This window comes from Arcicella rosea (assembly GCF_014204325.1).
Classification (GTDB): domain Bacteria; phylum Bacteroidota; class Bacteroidia; order Cytophagales; family Spirosomataceae; genus Arcicella; species Arcicella rosea_A.
The window spans coordinates 66,451-85,236 of sequence record NZ_JACHKT010000005.1 but is presented as its reverse complement, the minus strand read 5'-3'; the positions used below and the strand labels follow the sequence as shown (position 1 = coordinate 85,236).

Here is an 18,786-nt window from a genome sequence, read left to right as displayed (position 1 = left end):
ACAAATTCTATGAAAAAGATATTTCAACTTTTAAGCTGTCTTTTTTTTATGCAAATTTCGGTTTTTGCACAAGAAAAAATTCAACATATTGAACCTTTAAATTGGTGGGTAGGTATGAAAAATCCTAATCTACAATTATTAGTTCATAGGAAAAATATTGCAGACTTTTCTCCTAAAATCAATTATAAAGGTGTTTCTATCAAAAAAGTAAATAAAGTAGAAAATCCAAATTACTTATTTATCGACCTTCTGATTGCTCCAGAAACACAAGCTGGTGAAGTGAAAATCATCTTTGAAAACAATAAAAAAGAAACTTTTACTCATCATTATTCTTTACTAAAAAGACAAAATAAATCTGCTGACAGAATCGGTTTTAACAGCAGCGATGTGTTGTATATGATTACTCCCGACCGTTTCGCTAATGGAAATCCTCAAAATGACAATGTTGCCAATTTCAAAGACTCTCTTAACCGAAAAGGTTTGACGGGCAGACATGGAGGTGATATTGAAGGAATAATCCAACATTTAGATTATATCCAAAATCTGGGGATGACAGCACTTTGGATAAATCCTTTAGTAGAAAACAATCAACCCAAAACATCCTATCACGGTTATGCCATTACAAATTTCAGTAAAATTGATGCTCGTTTTGGAACAAATGATGACTATGTAAGATTGTCGAAAGAGGCAAAAAAACATGGAATAAAACTGGTAATGGACATGGTGCTGAACCATTGTGGTTCAGAACATTGGTGGATGAAAGATTTTCCTACTAAAGATTGGATAAATTTTCAAGTCAGCCCAAAAACGATTTACTCTACTCACCGTCGAGAAAGCCTTCATGACCCTTACGCTGCGGAATATGATATTACTTCGCACAGCGACGGCTGGTTTGATTCTACTATGCCCGATTTGAATCAACGAAATCCATTTATGGCAAATTACCTGATTCAGAACTCTATTTGGTGGGTTGAATATGCCGATTTAGGTGGCATTAGAATGGATACTTGGCCATATCCAGACAAAAATTTCATGAGTGTTTGGAGTAAAAGAATGGAACAAGAGTATCCAAATTTCAATATAGTTGGCGAAGAATGGTCGTTAAATCCAAGTATTGTTGCGGCTTGGCAAAAAGGAAAAGTAAACAAAAATGGTTATGTTTCTTATCTAAGAACATTAATGGATTTCCCCGTAAATGCCGCTTTGATTGAAGCGCTGAATACAGACGAAAAAGTGTGGAATCAAGGTTTTACCAAATTGTATCAAACCGTGGCAAATGACTTTGTGTATGCAAATCCGAATGATTTAATGATATTTCCTGATAATCATGACATGAGTCGTTTCTTTACTCAACTTCATGAAGACTACAGCAAGTTTAAAAATGGAATGGCATTTTTACTCACTACAAGAGGTATTCCGCAAATTTATTATGGAACAGAAATTTTAATGACTAATCCAAAAAGTGATGAACACGGAGAAATTAGAGGTGATATGCCTGGCGGTTGGGCTGATGATAGTAAAAACGTTTTTACAGAAATGGGTATGAGTAAGGCAGAAATCGAAGCCAAAAATTTTGTGAGTACTTTATTGAAATGGCGAAAAAATACACCTGTAATTCATTCAGGAAAATTAAAACATTTTGCTCCTGCGAATGGATTTTATGTTCAGTTTAGGTATAACGACAAGCAAAAAATCATGGTTATTTTGAATAAAAACAAAGAATCTAAAACCTTAGAAATGGGTAAATTCAAGGAAATTTTGAAAGATAATTTCATCGCCAAAGATATTCTAAGTAACCAAACATTTGAAGTAAAAGGTAGTTTGAATGTTCCTCCCAACAATCCACTTATTTTAGAAATTACTGAAAAGTAAACGATAATTATTAAACTACACTCTTGTTTAGCCAATGACAAAAACAACAGTGTAGTTTATCCAAACAGCATCTTCAGAGCTTCAATCAACTTATTCCGCATTCATTGTCTAAAATTTTTCTCCCTGAAAATCAAGGCAAACACATTGACATACTTCTGCACTTTTGCCATTTTTTCATTTATCTTTGTAATCTTTCTTTTGTTTAAGACTAAGTACTGAATTGGCTTTCAGCAGTAAAGCCACAATACTTTTTAAATGATTTACAGCACCTCGGCAATTTATTTTTAAAAAAATATATAATCAATTAATAAATGGTAGAGTATTTGATAGATTTGTCAATACATTTCAAGATAACTTTTACTTTTTATTACCCTTTTTATATTCGACATTATCCAAATGTACATAATCCAAAAAAAAAATTACCTTTTATTACTCATCACACTTTTGATAAACTTTCAGTTGAAAGCACAAGTATTGCCTTTGACCCGAACAGATTCAGGAAGAGTATTACAATATCAATCACAATATGATAACTTTTTGAGTGCTAATAATTACAAGGAAGCATCCAGAATGATGAACGAAATTGGTTTTATTTATTGGAATTACAATCAATATAAAAGAGCCATTTCTTTCTACGAAAAAAGTTTAAAACTGAATATAAACATCGAAAATAGAAATGGCACGGCCATGATTCATAACAATTTAGGAATGCTCTACGCTGATACTGAAGATTATGAAAAAGCACTTTATCACTTTACACAAACTTTAGCTGCACGTAGGTCACAAAAAGAACCTTACAGTATTATTTCTTCTTTAATTAACCGCTCGGTTGCTTATAATAATATCAAAAAATACAATCTTTCTATCAATGATTTACAAGAAGCGTTAAATCTAGCTCGGGAACTGAACGATATTAAACAAATGGCAAGTACCTATGCGATGCTCAGTGAAACCTACGAAAAATTAGGAAACGTTGATGAATCGCTGAAGTACTTTACCTTGTACAAAACATTTTATGACGAGCTAAAGAAAAAAGAAGTAAAAAAAATAGCGAGTGATTTAGAATCTGAGAGTTTGAAAAAACAGTTGGCAGAATCAATCGCCAAAACGAAAGAATTGGAGCTTGAAAAAAACGAAATAAAACTTAAAGAAAACGGCAAAGCACTTCTAAGTGAAAAACAAAAAAACATCAATCTTTATCAGGATTTAACCAATGCTGAAATGATAGTTGGATTGCAAAAACGTGATTTACTACTTGAAAAAGTTAATGCTGAAGTAGCAGAAGCCAAAAATTTAGTATTAGAGAAAGAAAAAAGCTACGTTTATATCATTGCTGGAATTATTACATTTTTTGTATTGATTGTTGCCACTATCGTGTATTTGAATAGCAGAAAAATTAAAGTCCAGAACCAACAATTACACCAACAAAACCTTGCAATTGCTGCACAAAAAGAACAACTTACGATTTCTAATGATGTAAAAAATAAAATATTTTCGATTATTGCTCATGATTTGCGTGGACCAATTGCTTCGCTCCAAAGCTTTTTTGAAATTATTGAAGAAGATTACTATGATGAAATACCTGAAGATTTAAAAGATATTTTAAGCCAACTTAAAAGTGGAAATGCCCAAATTTCAACAATTCTAGATAATTTACTAAACTGGGCAAAAACCCAAATGTCTGAGCTAAAACCTAAGATTCAGGAAGTAAATGTCTTTGATTTAGTTGATGAAAACATTAAATTATTACAGCGTTTGGCAGAAGGAAAAGAAATTTCAATCATCAATGAAATTCCGACAGATTTAAAGGCATCATCTGACCTCGAAATGACCAAAATTGTTTTCAGAAACTTAATACAAAATGCCATTAAATTCACCAAGAAAAAGGGAATTATTAAAGTTCAAATAAATCCAAATACTGATACAGAAAAAGTAGAAGTAGTTGTAATAGACAGTGGCGTAGGCATGAGCGAAGAAAAAGTAAATACTTTATTTAACTTAAAAAGTAATAAATCAACTTATGGCACTAACAACGAAAAAGGGACTGGATTAGGCTTAGTACTTTGCAATGATTTCATTAAAATTTGCGGAGGAAAACTTAAAGTAGCCAGTGAATTAAATATAGGAACCACTATTACCGTAACCTTGAATAAAAAACATGATGCTTAAAAACATTTTCACAACGATGACTTTGGCTATTTTGACTTTTGCCAGCATAGCACAAACTAGTAAACCTAAACATTATACCGACACTACTTCTGGTAAATTGTATTGGAACAAAAAATTGCCTGTATATATTTGGGTTTCAACCACGCCCGACCATGCCGAGGAATTATTGAATAAATCTCCCAATCAAAAGTATTCTGTTCCGTTTTACTTAGATACTGAAGGAGTAAATTATATTCGCTCAAAAAATGCCGTTGACCCAGAAACTAAAGCAACTGTTGAGCCTCCACAAGAAGTAAAACTAGAAATTTATGCCGATGGCATAGCTCCCGAAACTGGTATTACTTTATTCAATGGTTCAAAAAAATATGTAAATCCTTCTGGAAAAGTATTTTTTGGACCTTTTGTAAATTTCAATTTATTGGCGAGCGATAAAACTAGTGGCGTAGAAACTGTATTTTACACAATTAACAACAGTCCTTTTGAAGTATATAAATCTGAAAAGAAATTATCAACTCAGGGTGACTATGTATTGAAGTATTATGCTACAGATAATGTAGGAAACGCTAGTCAGATGCAACAAGAAAGCTTTACTGTTGATAATACTCCACCTTTCACCAATTTGAATGTAAATGGAATTACCGACGATAAAGCTATCTCTTTTACCAGTAAATTATACTTCAACACCGAAGATAGTATTTCAGGATTAAAAGGTACTTTCTACAAATTTGATGATGGAGCTTTGCAACCTTATGATGGTAAAAGCATTCCTTTTGTATTTCTTCCAGAAGGAAAACATACTTTGTTTTACTATTCGACAGATAATGTAAATAATCAGGAAAAGGAAAAAAGATTTGATTTCTTCTTAGATAAGAGTTCACCTTTGATGGCGACAGATATTCTTGGCGACAGATATATCGCTAATAATACGATTTATTTCTCTGGAAAAACCAAACTTAAATTAACAGCTATCGACAATAAAGTTGGTGTAAAAGAAGTAAAATATTCGATAGACAATCAACCATTTGTGAGTTATGCTAATCCGTTTTACTTACCAAGTATTTCAGGAATTCATAACATCAGATACTATTCGATAGATAATTTAAACAACCAAACTACCAGTTTAGCTGGCGTTGGTTATGAAGAATTCAAACACAATGTAAGTAAAGTATATGTCGATTTGACAGGGCCAAATCTTCAACATGAAATCATTGGCGATATCGTAACAAGAAGAGACACCATGTTACTTGGCCCAAATAACTTTATTCAATTGAAAGCGACCGACCCAGAATCTGGTTTACAAAAAATCACTTATAGTTTTGATGGAAAGCTAATTGAAAATGAATATACAAAACCAATCAAGATGACGGAAAAAGGTGTTCATAAATTTGAATACTTTGGTTATGATAATGTAAATAACCGAAATGTCGCTTCGTTTGTATTCGTAAGTGATATTGAAGGACCAGAACTTTTCAACTTCTTTACTGTTGGTAGTATCAATACCACTAAACAAGGCGTTGAAATCTATCCATCAAGTGTTGGTTTCACTTTGGCTGGAACAGATACAATGGCGGGCTTAAAATCAATTACTTATAGTATTAATGGACAAGCTCCAAAAATCTATCTGAACACCATTAATGGATTCAAAGCCAATACAAAATATCAAGTTAAAATTACAGGAACAGATTATTTAGGAAATCAATCATTCAAAGAAGTTACCTTTATGACTGGTAAATAATTGTTAGTTTTATAAACATAAAAGCCCTTTTCAATGATTGAGAAGGGCTTTTTTATGTTTATCTTTTATTACTCTGCTGAACTAAACTGAATACCTTCATAAATATCTTCTAAAGTAATAGAAGTATCAAATAATGGGAATTCAATTTTATCATTTTGTTGGTCTATGAAATTAAATTCAAAGGTTGAAGAATCATCTTTACGACGATAAAATTCTACCAAAGCAGTGTCCTGATGAACCATTAAATAATATTGAAGCGATGACAAAGCAGTATATTGTCTGAACTTCTTATTTCTATCAACCTCCTCTGTACTTTCAGAAAGTACTTCAACTATCAGTACAGGTTCGGTTACATGACGAATATCTTTCACTGTATTAGATGCAGTAATAACTAAATCGGGATAACGGTAAATCCTTCTTTCATGAACAATTGTCCGTACATCATGAGTAAAGATACGAAAACCTTTTTTCCGTAATTCTTTGCGTAAGGTTGCTGAAATATTGCCAGCAATTTCATTGGCATCTAAAGTTTCTCCAGGCATAGGAATTAATATTCCATCTTCAAATTCGTGACGGATTTCTGAGTGATTTTCGATTTCGAAATACTCTTCAACGCTATATATTCGTGCTGAAACTTCTACTAAATCGCTCATGGTAGATTTAAGATAAAATGATTTGAAAACAAAAAAGTTTATGAGTATAAAGTTAATGGGAGAAAATTCTCTAAACTTTAAACTCATAAACTAAATTAATGATTTGTACTGAAAATAGCAAGTCTAACCTAATACAACAGGCCCCGCTTGATTAATACCAGAAACATAACATTCTGAACCAATACCAACTTTTGCAAAACCATCTTGCATGGCTTTACCCACTCTATTGGCAGTAAATAAATCTTTCGACAAAGCAAACATCGAAGGTCCTGAACCAGAAATAGAGCAGCCCAAAGCTCCGTTTTCTAATGCAGCATTTTTTACATCATCAAACTGCGGAATTAAAATCGAGCGAATTGGTTCAATAATAACATCGACTAAACTTCTTGAAATTAAATCATAGTCGGGCAACATAAATCCAGCGACCAAACCTGCAACATTTCCCATCTGAGTAATGGTATTTTTCAAAGAAATTTCTCTTTTCAAAATATTACGAGCGTCTTTGGTATTTACTTCTATGTGTGGATGGACAATGGTCGCATAAAGTTCTTTTGGAGTACGCAATTGAATAACATCCAGCGGGTCATAAGAACGAATTACCACAAAACCACCCATCAAACTTGGTCCAACATTATCCGCATGAGCCGAACCACAAGCGATAAATTCACCTTCCATGGCGAAGGGTAATAAATCTTTTTGAGCCAAAGGTTTTCCCAATAATTCATTAGCTGCGAAAACACCAGCCACCGCCGAAGCCGCCGATGAACCCAAACCAGAGCCAAGAGGCATCAACTTTTTAAGCTCCATCTCAAAACCTTGACCAGTTTCGCCAATAGCTTCCAAAAACTTAATGATGGCAATACCAGCCGTATTCTTCTCAGCTGCCAAAGGCAAACGACCTTCGTCACCCTCAATTTTTAAAATTTTGACACCTTTTGTGTCTGATTTTCTTAATATAATTTCGTCACCCGGATTATCAACCGCAAAACCGAAAATATCAAAACCACAAGCCACATTTGCTACCGTAGCTGGGGCAAATACTTTTATTGAATTTGTCATTTGTTTGTCTTACATTCTTAAAGCAAACTAGAAGAATAATGTTGGATTATCCGATTGATTATTCTGATAGTCAAAATTAATTTTGAAATCAGGCTTCCCTCCTTCTTCTTTTCTTTTCCCGTCTTTCCTTATTATAAACCCTTTATTTTCCAATTGATTAAAAATATTTCTCACCTTTCGTTTATAGGATTCAAAATGCCCAACATCTTGAATAATCTTAAAGTCTTGTAAATAGATGAAATTACCGATACTATTAGCACTAACGACCTCTTCTAATTGTGCATACATATTATGACGGTAAATTGCAACAAGAACTTTTCGATAATCAGCTGCTAGTACAGAAAAAGAACTTCCTAAAACTGTTTGGAGATCCTCTTCAAAATCACTTTTCATTAAGGTTCTATGCACTAGATAAACAGGATATAGTGGAGGACTTTCAGCATTCTTAAATAATAGCCCTCTATCCTCTAAGTCTGCAATTATATTTTTATGATTATTATCAGTTGTTAGTAAAACTGTGTAATGTCCAAGTCTATTTTGTTTTTCTGATTTATAGAAATAGCTCATTATCACTTTCTCCTCATCACTAAGATTTCTTCTATACTGTTTATAAATAAAACCAGAAAAACTATTCAACCAAAGTTCCATTGTATCATCATATATTTTACCTTTTGGAATGAATAGTTTTATTTCGTCAATCATCAAGGTGTAATATGGTAAATCAATCGTGTTCTCCAAGCAGGCATCTGTTAAAGAAGCAAGCCCTTTTCCTTTTCCCTCCCACCGATCAAAGCTTTTCAGTAAGTCTGTCAGTTTAGGATTTCGGGCAACTTGAATAGGAATAATTCGTCGTATTTTCCCATGTTCTGTATCTATATTAATAAGTTGCTTCTGGCGGAAAGTTCCAGGATTTTGAATCATGATACTTTCATTCGGTTTAATCTCAATAATCCCAAAACGGCTACTTTTGTAATCTCGATGTGCAAGTGCATTATTAATGGTTTCCTCTATCAATGATTCTGGATATTCTGGCAATGCAGTACCCCCATTTTTTCGACTAACACCAACTTGAATATTTTTATAGACAAACCCTATACTTTCTTCCATTAATGCTATAATATTGTCACGAAGAACTTGTTTATTTTGAGCAACCGCTATTGGAGAATCAACATAACAATCCATTTCGCATTTACCTTGAATATAATCCTCAACGTAATCACCACATACAAGCATTCCTAATAATGTAGGTTTTTCTTCTCGTACAAATGACTTTCTATTTAAAAAAGGTAATGCTTTTTCTAAATCTGGCTTTAAAGTTTCAACTTGCTTTCCTCGATTCAACTTTAATATATACTGATTAAGCTTATCAATATTAAGTAACTTTAATGAAGCATTCTCAACGACTGCAAGCTCTTGGGCATTTATCAATTCTTGCTTTAGTTCGTCACGCAAAATAATGTCATCTTGACTAACAACATGATCCCCAGTAAGTACACGTTTATAAGCACTTCCTTCAAAATACACGTACTTATCCTCCTCTGATAATTTTTCCACAAAAACTAAGGCAATATTACCCGTATGAAAACTTCTAATTTCAGGTGATGGAAAATATGACCCTAAATTCAACGATTCACCTTTGGCATTAGTAAATTTTTTATAAATCTCTTTTAACTTAGCCTCATTATCATAATTAAAGCCATTAAATTCATAATGCTTTTTCGACTTATCTTTTGTATTAACTTTATCTTTTATCCCTAAAACAATTATACCTCCATTCGTATTCAAAAAAGCACAAACGGTCTTATACAATTCTGTCCAATTGTGACTAGTAGATAAGTTTTTCAATTCAAACCTATCCGTTTCTACATCAACATACGATTGATTTATAACACAGTCTTCTAATATTCGTAATGTTTTCTCTATTGAACTCATGGGACATCTGATTATAATTATTTACGCCAAATAACTCCCCATCGCCACAATATCAGCAAATACACCCGAAGCGGTTACTTCTGCTCCTGCTCCTGGGCCTTTGATGACCAACGGTCGGTCATGATAACGTTTTGTCGTGAATGAAATCACGTTGTCGGCACCATCCATCATATAGAATGGATGAGTTTTTCCGATACTTCTTACGCCAATCGTAATTTTATTATTTTCTAAAGTAGCAATAAATCTTAATACTTCGCCTTTGGCTTCGGCTTCGTTGACCATCGCTTCAAAATAGCTATTTGATACTTCTAATTCGTTGAAGAAATCTTCAACGGTTGGGGCTTTTTCGCAATTTTCTGGCAATAATTTTAAGATTTCTACATCTTCTGGTTCAAGACGTAAACCGATTTCACGTCCTAAAATCAAAATCTTTCTGGCTACGTCCATCCCACTTAAATCTTCTCGTGGGTCTGGTTCTGTATAACCTTTTACTTTGGCTTCACGAACGATGTCGGCAAATTTTACGCCTGCTTTAAAGTTATTAAAAATATAAGATAAAGTTCCTGAAAGGACACCTTCTATTTTCTCAAATCTATCGCCGGAAGCAATCAAGCCTTGTAAAGTATTGATAACTGGCAAACCTGCTCCCACGTTGGTTTCGTACAAGAACTTCACTCCTTTTTTCAAAGCTGTGCGGTGAAGTAAAGCGTAGTCTTCGTAACGACCAGAATTGGCTACTTTGTTTGGTGTTACTACCGAAATATTCGCCTCAAAAAGTCCTAAGTAATAATTATGAATTTCTTTATTCGCTGTACAATCTGCAAAAACAGAATTTGGCAAATTCAAACGTTTTGCTTCTTCTACAAATGCCCAAATTTCTGCTGGTTTTCCTTTTGCATCACGTTCTTCCTCCCAGTTTTCCATCGGAATTCCTTGTGCATCAATCAGCATTTTCTTAGAATTCATCACGCCTACTAAATTAATTTTCAAGGCTTTATACTTTGAAAGATAATTTTCTTGTCCTTGTAATTGTTCTAATAATGCTTTTCCAATCAAACCTGTTCCTACTAAGAAAAGGTTCAAGGTTTTGGCTTGCGAGAAGAAGAAAGAATCGTGAATTACATTCAGTGCTTTTGAAATATCTTTCTTTTCAATTACCACAGAAATATTTAGCTCTGACGAACCTTGTGCTGTGGCAACGATATTGATACCATTTTTCCCTAAAACTGAGAACAATTTACCACTTACGCCTGTATGACGACGCATTCCCTCTCCTACTACGGCAATTACTGAAAGATTTTCTTGAATATCAATGCCTTCTACATCGCCATCGGCAATTTCTGCTTTGAATTCTTCTTCTAAAATTGCTTTTACAGAGGCAGAAGCTGATGGTTCAATCGCAAAACAAATAGAGTGTTCGGATGATGCTTGAGAAATCAAAATCACCGAAATTTTATGTTTTGCTAAAACGGTAAATAGTTTTGCTGAAACCCCAGCCACACCAATCATCCCCGAACCTTGTAAGTTGACTAAAGCCAAATTATCAATTGAACTGATACCTGTGATAATGTATTCAGATGTTTCGGCACTTCGGTTTACGACTGTTCCTACAAAATCTGTATTGAATGTATTGAGAACCCTAATCGGGATATTTTTGGTAAAAGCTGGTTGTAATGATGGTGGATAAATCACTTTTGCCCCAAAGTGCGTCAATTCCATCGCCTCCGCATAAGTAATCGTCGGAATGGTAAAAGCATTTTTCACTTTACGTGGGTCGGCTGTCATCATGCCATCTACGTCTGTCCAGATTTCAATTTCTTGGGCATCTAATGCTGCACCGAAAATCGAACCTGTATAATCAGAACCTCCACGACCTAATGTTGTTGTTTCTCCTTTTTCTGTTGAACCAATAAAGCCTGTAATCAATTGAAGCGATTTTGTTTTAGCAAAATGCTCTTGAATCTGACGATTGGTTACTTCAAAATTCACGGCTGCCATGCCAAAATGAGCATCAGTTCTGATTACTTTTCTGGCATCTAAAAACTGACAATCTACACCTTGTGCATGAAGGATTTCGTAAATCAATGTCGTTGAAAGTCTTTCCCCGAAACTCACAATTAAGTCGGATGTTCGAGCTGAGATTTCACGAATCAAAGAAACACCTTTCAGTAAATCTTCTAATTCATTAATGATGGTACGAATGTTGGCAAATACTTTCGACTGTGCTTTTACGTCAATTAATGCACGTACAACTGTGAAATGACGGTCTTCAATCTCTTTAATTAAGTCAAAGTAAGTGGTATCTCCTACCGACGCTAAATCTCCCGCTTTCAATAATTGGTTGGTAACACCACCCATTGCTGAAAAAACTGCTGCAACTTGTTCACCTTTAGCTTGTTTGCCTTTGATGATACCTAACACCGCTTTGATACTTTCAATAGTACCACAAGAAGTTCCTCCAAATTTTAATACTTTCATTTTGTTTCTGAATAGGTTTCCCCTATTCTCGCTTAGATTATCTGCTTTACAACAGCAGGTTTTATTTATTATGTTTTATTGTATTATTCGCTAAATATACCTCTGGAGAAATTATTTTTTTGATTTATCTTCTACTTCTATTAAAAACCACTTATTATCTATCTTCTTAAATTTATATAAAACTCTTGCATCGATGTTTTTTAGATTGAGTTCAAAAATAACATTCACGCTATCTTGTTTTACATAATCTACTTTCAAAAACTCTTTAACGTTATTTTGGGAATCTACAATCAGGTTGTAATCTCCTAACTCTTTCCAAGCTTGTTTAGAAATATAATTGATAGTACCATTAGTTGAAATATTTTTCAAAGGAAACTTTACATTATTCATTTGCAGCGTTGAATCAACATAAAACTTATTGAAAAATGTATTAAAATCATCATTCGTGCTTAGGGTTTTACTGTAGAAATAGAATACACTAAACATTATCAGCCCCAAAATAATAACAACCCATTTTAGAGGTGTTTGAACGAATATCTCCAAAGGAGTATCCAAACCATTCTCTTTCAAATATCTATCACTTGGAAATCTCCACATAATTAAACTATTTCGAATTATTAAATTTCCCAAAAGCAAAGATACCAATTTCATCCCCTCAACCCAAAATACTACAAACAATCCTCCTCAACAATTATAATTTTATTGAAACACTCCCCACATTCTAACCTACAAAGCAAGTTTTCTAAGTCACTTTACTCGTTTTCTATGCTACATAAAAGAAAAAGCTTCACATCAAATGCGAAGCTTTTCTAATAAACCTTTACTTTTACGGACTACCATTTATACGCTACAGTCAAAGAAACCATTCTTGGTGCGATAGGATTTACTGAGTTATCGTCATGAACATTATAGCTCATTTCGTTTAAAATGTTGGATACTTTTCCTCTTAGAGAATACTTTCTGAAATTGTAGCCAATACTTGCGTCAATTTGTGTGTAAGCATTTACTGGAATCAATTTGAAAGCATCGTTGGCAACGGTTAATCTAGTTGAACGTCCCGCTACTCTTTCGCCGAAATACATCGCTGTTAAACCAAGATTCAAGCCTTTTAATTTTGTATCTGAGAAAGTATAATAGATACTTGCATTTGCTGTATGATTTGGATTATATCTCAACAAACTTCCAACAATATAAATATTACTTGCAGTATATTTTGTTTCGTTATAGCTATAACCTGCTAATAATGAAAACCCTAGGAAAGGTTTACTTTTCAAATCCACTTCTACTCCTTGGCTTGTTACTTCACCTGCTAACTCTCTGATATTTGCATTACTGTTGGCTTTTCCATCTTTGTCAACCAAAGCTGTTTGAGCCAAATTACTGTTTTTGATTTGGTAAACGGTAACATTTGCAGAAAGTAAACCATTGAACAATTCATTTTTCATTCCTAATTCAACTTGGTCAATCAATGATGGTTTCAAGGCTGTTCCGTAAATATCAACACCAGTATTCAAAGTAAACGAATTTGAGTAACTACTGAAGAATGCCATTTTCTTATTCGGCTGATACACCAAACCTAAACGTGGTGAGAAAGCATCATCATACGTTGACGACTCAGTCGTTGCATTTGTTCTAACCGTTAATACAGAACTTTTTGTTTCTTGATAACTGTAACGTACTCCTGCCAAAAATTTGAATTTATCTGAAATACTTACCAAGTCTTGTGCATAAACTCCTACACGATTTACTGGGGCTGTAGTAATTGTATTCACCGCCAAAGTTGGTCTATCGCTACGTTTGTCGATAATTTCTGAGCTGAAAACATTGATTGTATCATAAACAGCAGAAGTAAATGAAGTAGTTTTAGTGTTGTAGCTATCCACATCTGAACCAATCAATACATTATGTCCGATTTTTCCTGTTTTAAACTGACCTGTTAAATCAACCTGACCCATGAAATATTTTTCATTCACTTCCGAACGTTGGATACTTCTCACTAATCTTCCATCGGCCGCAATCGTTGTTGGACGAGTTGAAGCAAATAATTCACTTTGATAAGCTCTGTAAGCACCTGTTCCAGAAATTTTCCAGTTATTACTTAATTGGTGATTGATAGTTAGATTAGCTGATTGTTGTTTAATATCGAAATAAGACCATTTTACTCCAATAAATTTCTCACGAGGTAAATTTGTAATTACATAATTGATAGCTCCAATTCCAAAATCAGCCGTTCTGCGGTCTTTCATATAATCACCTTCCAAAATAATTTCCGTTTTATCACTCAATTTGAACAACAAAGAAGGATTGACATATACTCTTTCTGAATTTACATTTTCACGGAAGCTATTTCCTTTTTCATAAGTACCATTAATACGATACGCAACTTTTTTACTACCAAGTACCGAACCGTATAAATCAACTGTTGGCTTATAAAAATCATAAGAACCTAAACGCATAGAAACCGAACCACCTGATTCAAATTTTGGCTTTTTAGTGACCAAATTCAAAATACCACCAGCGGCTACGTTACCAAATAAAATGGCAGTACTTCCTTTCATGATTTCTACTTTTTCGATAGAAGACATTTCTGGTAAAGTACCATTAAAATATCTAGCACCATTCTTGAAAGTATTTGAACTACCAAAAGCAAAACCACGACCCGCAATTTCTTCTTGATAACCTCCTGTGCTACCCATGATATATACTCCGTTTGCATTCATCAAGGCATCACTTAAACGCAAAACTTGTTGGCGTTCCAACACTGTTCTATCAATTGTGGCAACAGCTTGTGGCAAATCCATTGGTTTAATGGCAATTTTACCGATTGTTACCGTTTTCTCATTAGCAGACTGTACTCCCATTACAGTTACTTCAGATAATTCGTTTGAACCTTGTTCTAAAGCAAAATTAACTTCACTTACTGCACCAGCTTTCACATTTACTTTACTTTCTAAGGTTTTTAACCCTACAAATTGCATAATAAGCGTTGCTTCGCCAGTTTTAACATTTTTAAGCAAAAACTCACCGTCTTCATTTGAGATTGTTCCTTGCTTTGCATCCTTGATAATAATATTTACAAATTGGATAGGTTCACCACTTTTATCAGTCACTTTACCTTTGATACTCCCAGTTTGGGCAAAAGTAAAGGCACTTCCAGTAATTAAAAATAGCATTATTAAGCAGAAACTTTGAATAGATTTTTTCATTTTATTATTTTATTTGGACTAATTCTAAGTACTTAATTAAAAATATATTGATAAATGGATTATTCTTGAATTACCTTGAGGATATTAAACATTGATTAAATAGTCTTACTTTAATGCTTTGGTACATCCTTAAAATGATTTATTAACGTGACAAAATTATTGACTATTTAGACTAATTACAAACAAATAGACAATTTTATTTAGACTGAATTTAAACAACCTTTAATAATTCTCATAAAATCAATCATTTAAAACCAACATGAATGCACAAAACTGATTAAAATCATGTGAAATACGGAGTAATAATGAGATAAATTAACCCATAATTAACCATCTGTTAACAAGCTTCTTTTTTCTCTAACATAGTTTTGCAGTAAAAAAAGAAATGAAAAAAACATTACTAGCCCTTTCCCTCTTACTATCATCCCTATTGTTGAGCTGCGATAAAAACGAAGAAGAGTTTTTCGTGAATGAAGATGCTGCAACATTTGCAGAAATCGGAAGTATCGATATTGGAGATGTTGGTGCTGCTGAGATTTCAGCATACGACCCACAAACAAAACGTTTATTTGTAGTAAACAATAGTACAGTGAATAAAATTGATGTTATCGATTTCGCTGACCCAAGCAACATGAAAGTGATTGGTTCTATTAGCATGACACCTTATGGTGGAGCTGTAAATAGCGTTGCCGTTTCAAACGGTAAAGTTGCCGCAGCTATCGAAGCTTCAGATAAACAAGCAAATGGCAAAGTTGCCGTTTTCAATACTTCAGATTATAAAGAAGTAAAAGTAATTACAGTGGGTGCATTGCCAGATATGATTACTTATTCGCCAGATGGTAATTTAATTCTTACAGCCAACGAAGGTGAACCCAATGCAACTTACACAAATGACCCTGTAGGTTCAATTTCTATCATTGCAGTTAATAATAATTATGCTGTTACAACAATTGATTTCGCTGGTTTTGCGACTCAACAAACGGCTTTAATGGCAAAAGGATTAAGAATTTTTGGATTAAACGCTACTTTTGCCAAAGATATTGAACCAGAGTACATTGCAGTTTCTGACGATTCAAAAACTGCTTGGGTTACGTTGCAAGAAAATAATGCCATTGCAAAATTAAATCTAGAAACCAAAACGATTACTTCTATCCTACCACTTGGTTTTAAAGATTATGATGTTGATGGTAATACTGTTGATATTAGCGACAGAGATAACGCAGTTGCGTTAGGCAAATGGAGAGTAAAAGGAATGTATCAACCTGATGCCATTGCTTTTATACAACACGCAGGAATTCCTTACTTATTTACTGCCAACGAAGGTGATGCTAGAGAATATGATGCTTTTGCAGAAATTAAAAGAGTAAGTGCTTTGAAATTAGATGCCACAGCTTTCCCAAATGCTACAGATTTTATTAAAGCTGAAAAAGCTGGAAGATTAAATGTTACAACAACATTGGGAGATACTGATGGAGATGGAGATTATGATTTCCTTTATTCATTGGGCGCACGTTCTTTCAGTGTTTGGAATGGAAACGACGGAGCTTTGGTATTTGATAGTAAAAATGAATTGGATACAAAAGTAATTGCAGCAAGTCTGTATGACGATACAAGAAGTGATGATAAATCTATAGAACCAGAAGGAATCACAATTGGTACTGTAGGCAATAAAAAAGTAGCTTTTGTAGGAATGGAAAGAGTAGATGCAGTAGCTGTTTATGATGTAACAATCCCAACAAATCCTGTTTTCTTACAAATTTTAAAATGTGGTGATGCACCAGAAGGCGTTTTATTTATTCCTGCGAAAAATAGTCCAACACAAAAAAGTTTGTTGGTTGTAAGCAGCGAAAATGATGGTGTAATCAAGGTTTACAAGCCAAATACCCTATAAATTCACTGAGTCTCTAAATATTTTCTTGAAATCCATACTTTTAGTGAAGACTAATTGTATGGATTTTTTGCTTTGTTTTAATTATTTATCGTTCAGTTTTAAACCCATTCAACAAACTTTTTGTTTTATGTTTATATTATGCGAAAAAAATTGCAGAAATAATACTCATCAATCCAAAATCAAATATGCTTGGCTATCGTTTTTCAGAATATATCCCACAGGAAACCGAAGACGGCAAAAAAGCCAAATTCGACCAGCTTTTAGATATTTTTAATCAATTAGTAACCATGACGGCAGGTAATGTTTCCGAAGCATTAACATGGTTGACTTCTTTAGACAAACAATATAATCTTACAGACGAATCTTATGGAATCGCTGACTTCATCGAAGACTTAAAAGCCAAAGGCTATATCAAAGAAGAAAAAAACGAAGAAGGCGAACAAGAACAAATACTTACTTCTAAAGGCGAGCAAAGTATTAGAAAACAATCTTTGGATGAGATTTTCGGTAAATTAAAGAAAACAGGTTCAAACGGAAATCATAGAACGCCTTACCAAGGAACTGGCGACGAAAACAATACCGATAGAAGAGAGTTTCAATTTGGTGATGCGATGGATCAAATTGCGATGACAGAATCCATCAGAAATGCACAAATCAATAATGGCGTTGAAAACTTTATGCTGACTGAAAACGATTTAGAAATCGTTGACAAAGAGTACAAAGCACAAACTTCAACTGTTTTGATGATTGATATTTCACATTCGATGATTCTTTATGGTGAAGATAGAATTACACCTGCCAAAAAAGTAGCGATGGCAATGGCTGAATTAATCATGACAAAGTATCCGAAAGATACTTTAGACGTAATTGTTTTCGGAAACGATGCTTGGCAAATACAAGTACGAGATTTGCCCTACTTAGAAGTTGGACCATATCATACCAACACTGTTGCTGGTTTAGAATTGGCAATGGATTTATTAAGAAGACGAAAAAACAAAAACAAACAGATTTTTATGATCACCGACGGCAAACCAACTTGCTTGAAAGAAGGTATTCGTTATTATAAAAACTCATTTGGTTTAGATAAAAAAATTCTCAACAAAACATTAACCTTGGCGGCACAATGTCGTCGTTTAAAAATTCCAGTAACAACTTTTATGATTGCTCGTGACCAATATCTGAAAGAATTTGTACAAGAATTCACCAAGATAAATAACGGACGAGCGTATTATTCTTCATTAAAAGGACTCGGTGAGTTCATTTTTGAGGATTATGAAAAAAACAGAAAGAAAGGTGTGAGGTAATTTAGCTGTGAGCTGACAGCTGTGAGATTTGAGATTTTTTCTTGACATATGTCTATCAAGTAAAAAGCAAATCAGACAAAAATTTGATAATTGATAAAATTAAGCATTTTCAAATTTTCAAATTACCAAACCATCTTTAAACCCCAAAAATTTCAGAAATCATGAATTTAAGACCGATTTATATAGCTGCTGACAAGCATGAAGCCTACTTACAGTGTATCGACCACGAAGCAATTGCAAAAATTTCACCATACAGAGCACAAGGCGAGGCTTTTTCAAGAGATTTGTTTGTAGCCAAATCTTATGATGACGAAAATTATGCTGAAACATCAGAAGCATATTCAGAAGTACTCAAATTAAAAATGAAAGGGCAAAATATACAAAATAGAGATGTTATGGGTTTTATTGCCAACCGAAGTTATGGTTCTGCCAGTTTGAACAAGAAGAATCTTTCACATTTAAAATAAATCTCATTTTTCATAAGATA

Annotated in this window: 12 protein-coding genes; 6 read left to right on the top strand and 6 right to left on the bottom strand. The window is 33.7% G+C overall.

Translation table 11 applies throughout. The annotated features are described in order from the left end of the window. Positions 1-9 precede the first annotated feature (9 nt). From HNP25_RS05045 to HNP25_RS05035, 3 genes are all read left to right on the top strand, one after another. Positions 10-1,872: a glycoside hydrolase family 13 protein gene (locus tag HNP25_RS05045; RefSeq protein WP_184131239.1), complete on the top strand. Its 1,863-nt coding sequence runs from the start codon at positions 10-12 to the stop codon at positions 1,870-1,872. A gap of 396 nt (positions 1,873-2,268) precedes the next feature. Beyond that, positions 2,269-4,041, top strand: coding sequence for a tetratricopeptide repeat-containing sensor histidine kinase (locus tag HNP25_RS05040; protein WP_184131235.1), 1,773 nt, complete (start codon positions 2,269-2,271; stop codon positions 4,039-4,041). Next, positions 4,031-5,776 carry an OmpL47-type beta-barrel domain-containing protein gene (locus HNP25_RS05035; protein ID WP_184131232.1) on the top strand — a complete coding sequence of 582 codons (1,746 nt, stop codon included), beginning with the start codon at positions 4,031-4,033 and terminating at the stop codon, positions 5,774-5,776. The genes HNP25_RS05040 and HNP25_RS05035 overlap by 11 nt, the downstream gene beginning before the upstream one ends. Positions 5,777-5,844: 68 nt before the next feature. On the opposite strand, the gene HNP25_RS05030 is transcribed toward HNP25_RS05035, so the two are convergent. The 6 genes from HNP25_RS05030 to HNP25_RS05005 all read right to left on the bottom strand — a co-directional run bounded on the left by HNP25_RS05030 (position 5,845) and on the right by HNP25_RS05005 (position 15,071). Beyond that, on the bottom strand, positions 5,845-6,429 hold the full coding sequence (locus HNP25_RS05030; RefSeq protein ID WP_184131229.1) for a Uma2 family endonuclease: 585 nt from the start codon (positions 6,427-6,429) through the stop codon (positions 5,845-5,847). Positions 6,430-6,552: 123 nt separating this feature from the next. Continuing rightward, a complete protein-coding gene (locus HNP25_RS05025; protein WP_184131226.1) occupies positions 6,553-7,488 on the bottom strand; it encodes a homoserine kinase in 936 nt (311 codons plus the stop codon). 27 nt (positions 7,489-7,515) lie between these two features. Continuing rightward, entirely contained in the window at positions 7,516-9,420 is a 1,905-nt protein-coding gene (locus HNP25_RS05020) for an AlbA family DNA-binding domain-containing protein (RefSeq protein ID WP_184131223.1), read from the bottom strand. Between the two features lie 21 nt (positions 9,421-9,441). Beyond that, positions 9,442-11,898: a bifunctional aspartate kinase/homoserine dehydrogenase I gene (gene thrA / locus HNP25_RS05015; RefSeq protein WP_184131220.1), complete on the bottom strand. Its 2,457-nt coding sequence runs from the start codon at positions 11,896-11,898 to the stop codon at positions 9,442-9,444. A 111-nt stretch (positions 11,899-12,009) separates the two neighbouring features. After that, on the bottom strand, positions 12,010-12,576 hold the full coding sequence (locus HNP25_RS05010) for a DUF4348 domain-containing protein (RefSeq protein ID WP_221432407.1): 567 nt from the start codon (positions 12,574-12,576) through the stop codon (positions 12,010-12,012). Positions 12,577-12,731: 155 nt separating this feature from the next. Further along, positions 12,732-15,071 carry a TonB-dependent receptor gene (locus HNP25_RS05005; RefSeq protein ID WP_221432406.1) on the bottom strand — a complete coding sequence of 780 codons (2,340 nt, stop codon included), beginning with the start codon at positions 15,069-15,071 and terminating at the stop codon, positions 12,732-12,734. A 418-nt stretch (positions 15,072-15,489) separates the two neighbouring features. On the opposite strand from HNP25_RS05005, the gene HNP25_RS05000 reads away from it, so the two are divergent. From HNP25_RS05000 to HNP25_RS04990, 3 genes are all read left to right on the top strand, one after another. Next, complete coding sequence (locus HNP25_RS05000) at positions 15,490-16,995, top strand: choice-of-anchor I family protein (RefSeq protein WP_184131212.1); 1,506 nt, start codon at positions 15,490-15,492, stop codon at positions 16,993-16,995. Positions 16,996-17,180: 185 nt separating this feature from the next. Further along, positions 17,181-18,299 (top strand): vWA domain-containing protein, encoded by a 1,119-nt coding sequence (locus HNP25_RS04995; RefSeq protein WP_184131209.1) that lies wholly within the window; start codon positions 17,181-17,183, stop codon positions 18,297-18,299. Between the two features lie 161 nt (positions 18,300-18,460). Then, positions 18,461-18,766 carry a hypothetical protein gene (locus tag HNP25_RS04990; protein WP_184131206.1) on the top strand — a complete coding sequence of 102 codons (306 nt, stop codon included), beginning with the start codon at positions 18,461-18,463 and terminating at the stop codon, positions 18,764-18,766. The last annotated feature ends 20 nt before the right edge of the window (positions 18,767-18,786 follow it).

Coding starts and splice junctions, on each gene's coding strand:
- HNP25_RS05045 (WP_184131239.1), top strand. CDS start 10: ATGAAAAAGATATTTCAACTTTTAAGCTGTCTTTTTTTTATGCAAATT.
- HNP25_RS05040 (WP_184131235.1), top strand. CDS start 2,269: ATGTACATAATCCAAAAAAAAAATTACCTTTTATTACTCATCACACTT.
- HNP25_RS05035 (WP_184131232.1), top strand. CDS start 4,031: ATGATGCTTAAAAACATTTTCACAACGATGACTTTGGCTATTTTGACT.
- HNP25_RS05030 (WP_184131229.1), bottom strand. CDS start 6,429: ATGAGCGATTTAGTAGAAGTTTCAGCACGAATATATAGCGTTGAAGAG.
- HNP25_RS05025 (WP_184131226.1), bottom strand. CDS start 7,488: ATGACAAATTCAATAAAAGTATTTGCCCCAGCTACGGTAGCAAATGTG.
- HNP25_RS05020 (WP_184131223.1), bottom strand. CDS start 9,420: ATGAGTTCAATAGAGAAAACATTACGAATATTAGAAGACTGTGTTATA.
- thrA (WP_184131220.1), bottom strand. CDS start 11,898: ATGAAAGTATTAAAATTTGGAGGAACTTCTTGTGGTACTATTGAAAGT.
- HNP25_RS05005 (WP_221432406.1), bottom strand. CDS start 15,071: ATGCTATTTTTAATTACTGGAAGTGCCTTTACTTTTGCCCAAACTGGG.
- HNP25_RS05000 (WP_184131212.1), top strand. CDS start 15,490: ATGAAAAAAACATTACTAGCCCTTTCCCTCTTACTATCATCCCTATTG.
- HNP25_RS04995 (WP_184131209.1), top strand. CDS start 17,181: ATGCTTGGCTATCGTTTTTCAGAATATATCCCACAGGAAACCGAAGAC.
- HNP25_RS04990 (WP_184131206.1), top strand. CDS start 18,461: ATGAATTTAAGACCGATTTATATAGCTGCTGACAAGCATGAAGCCTAC.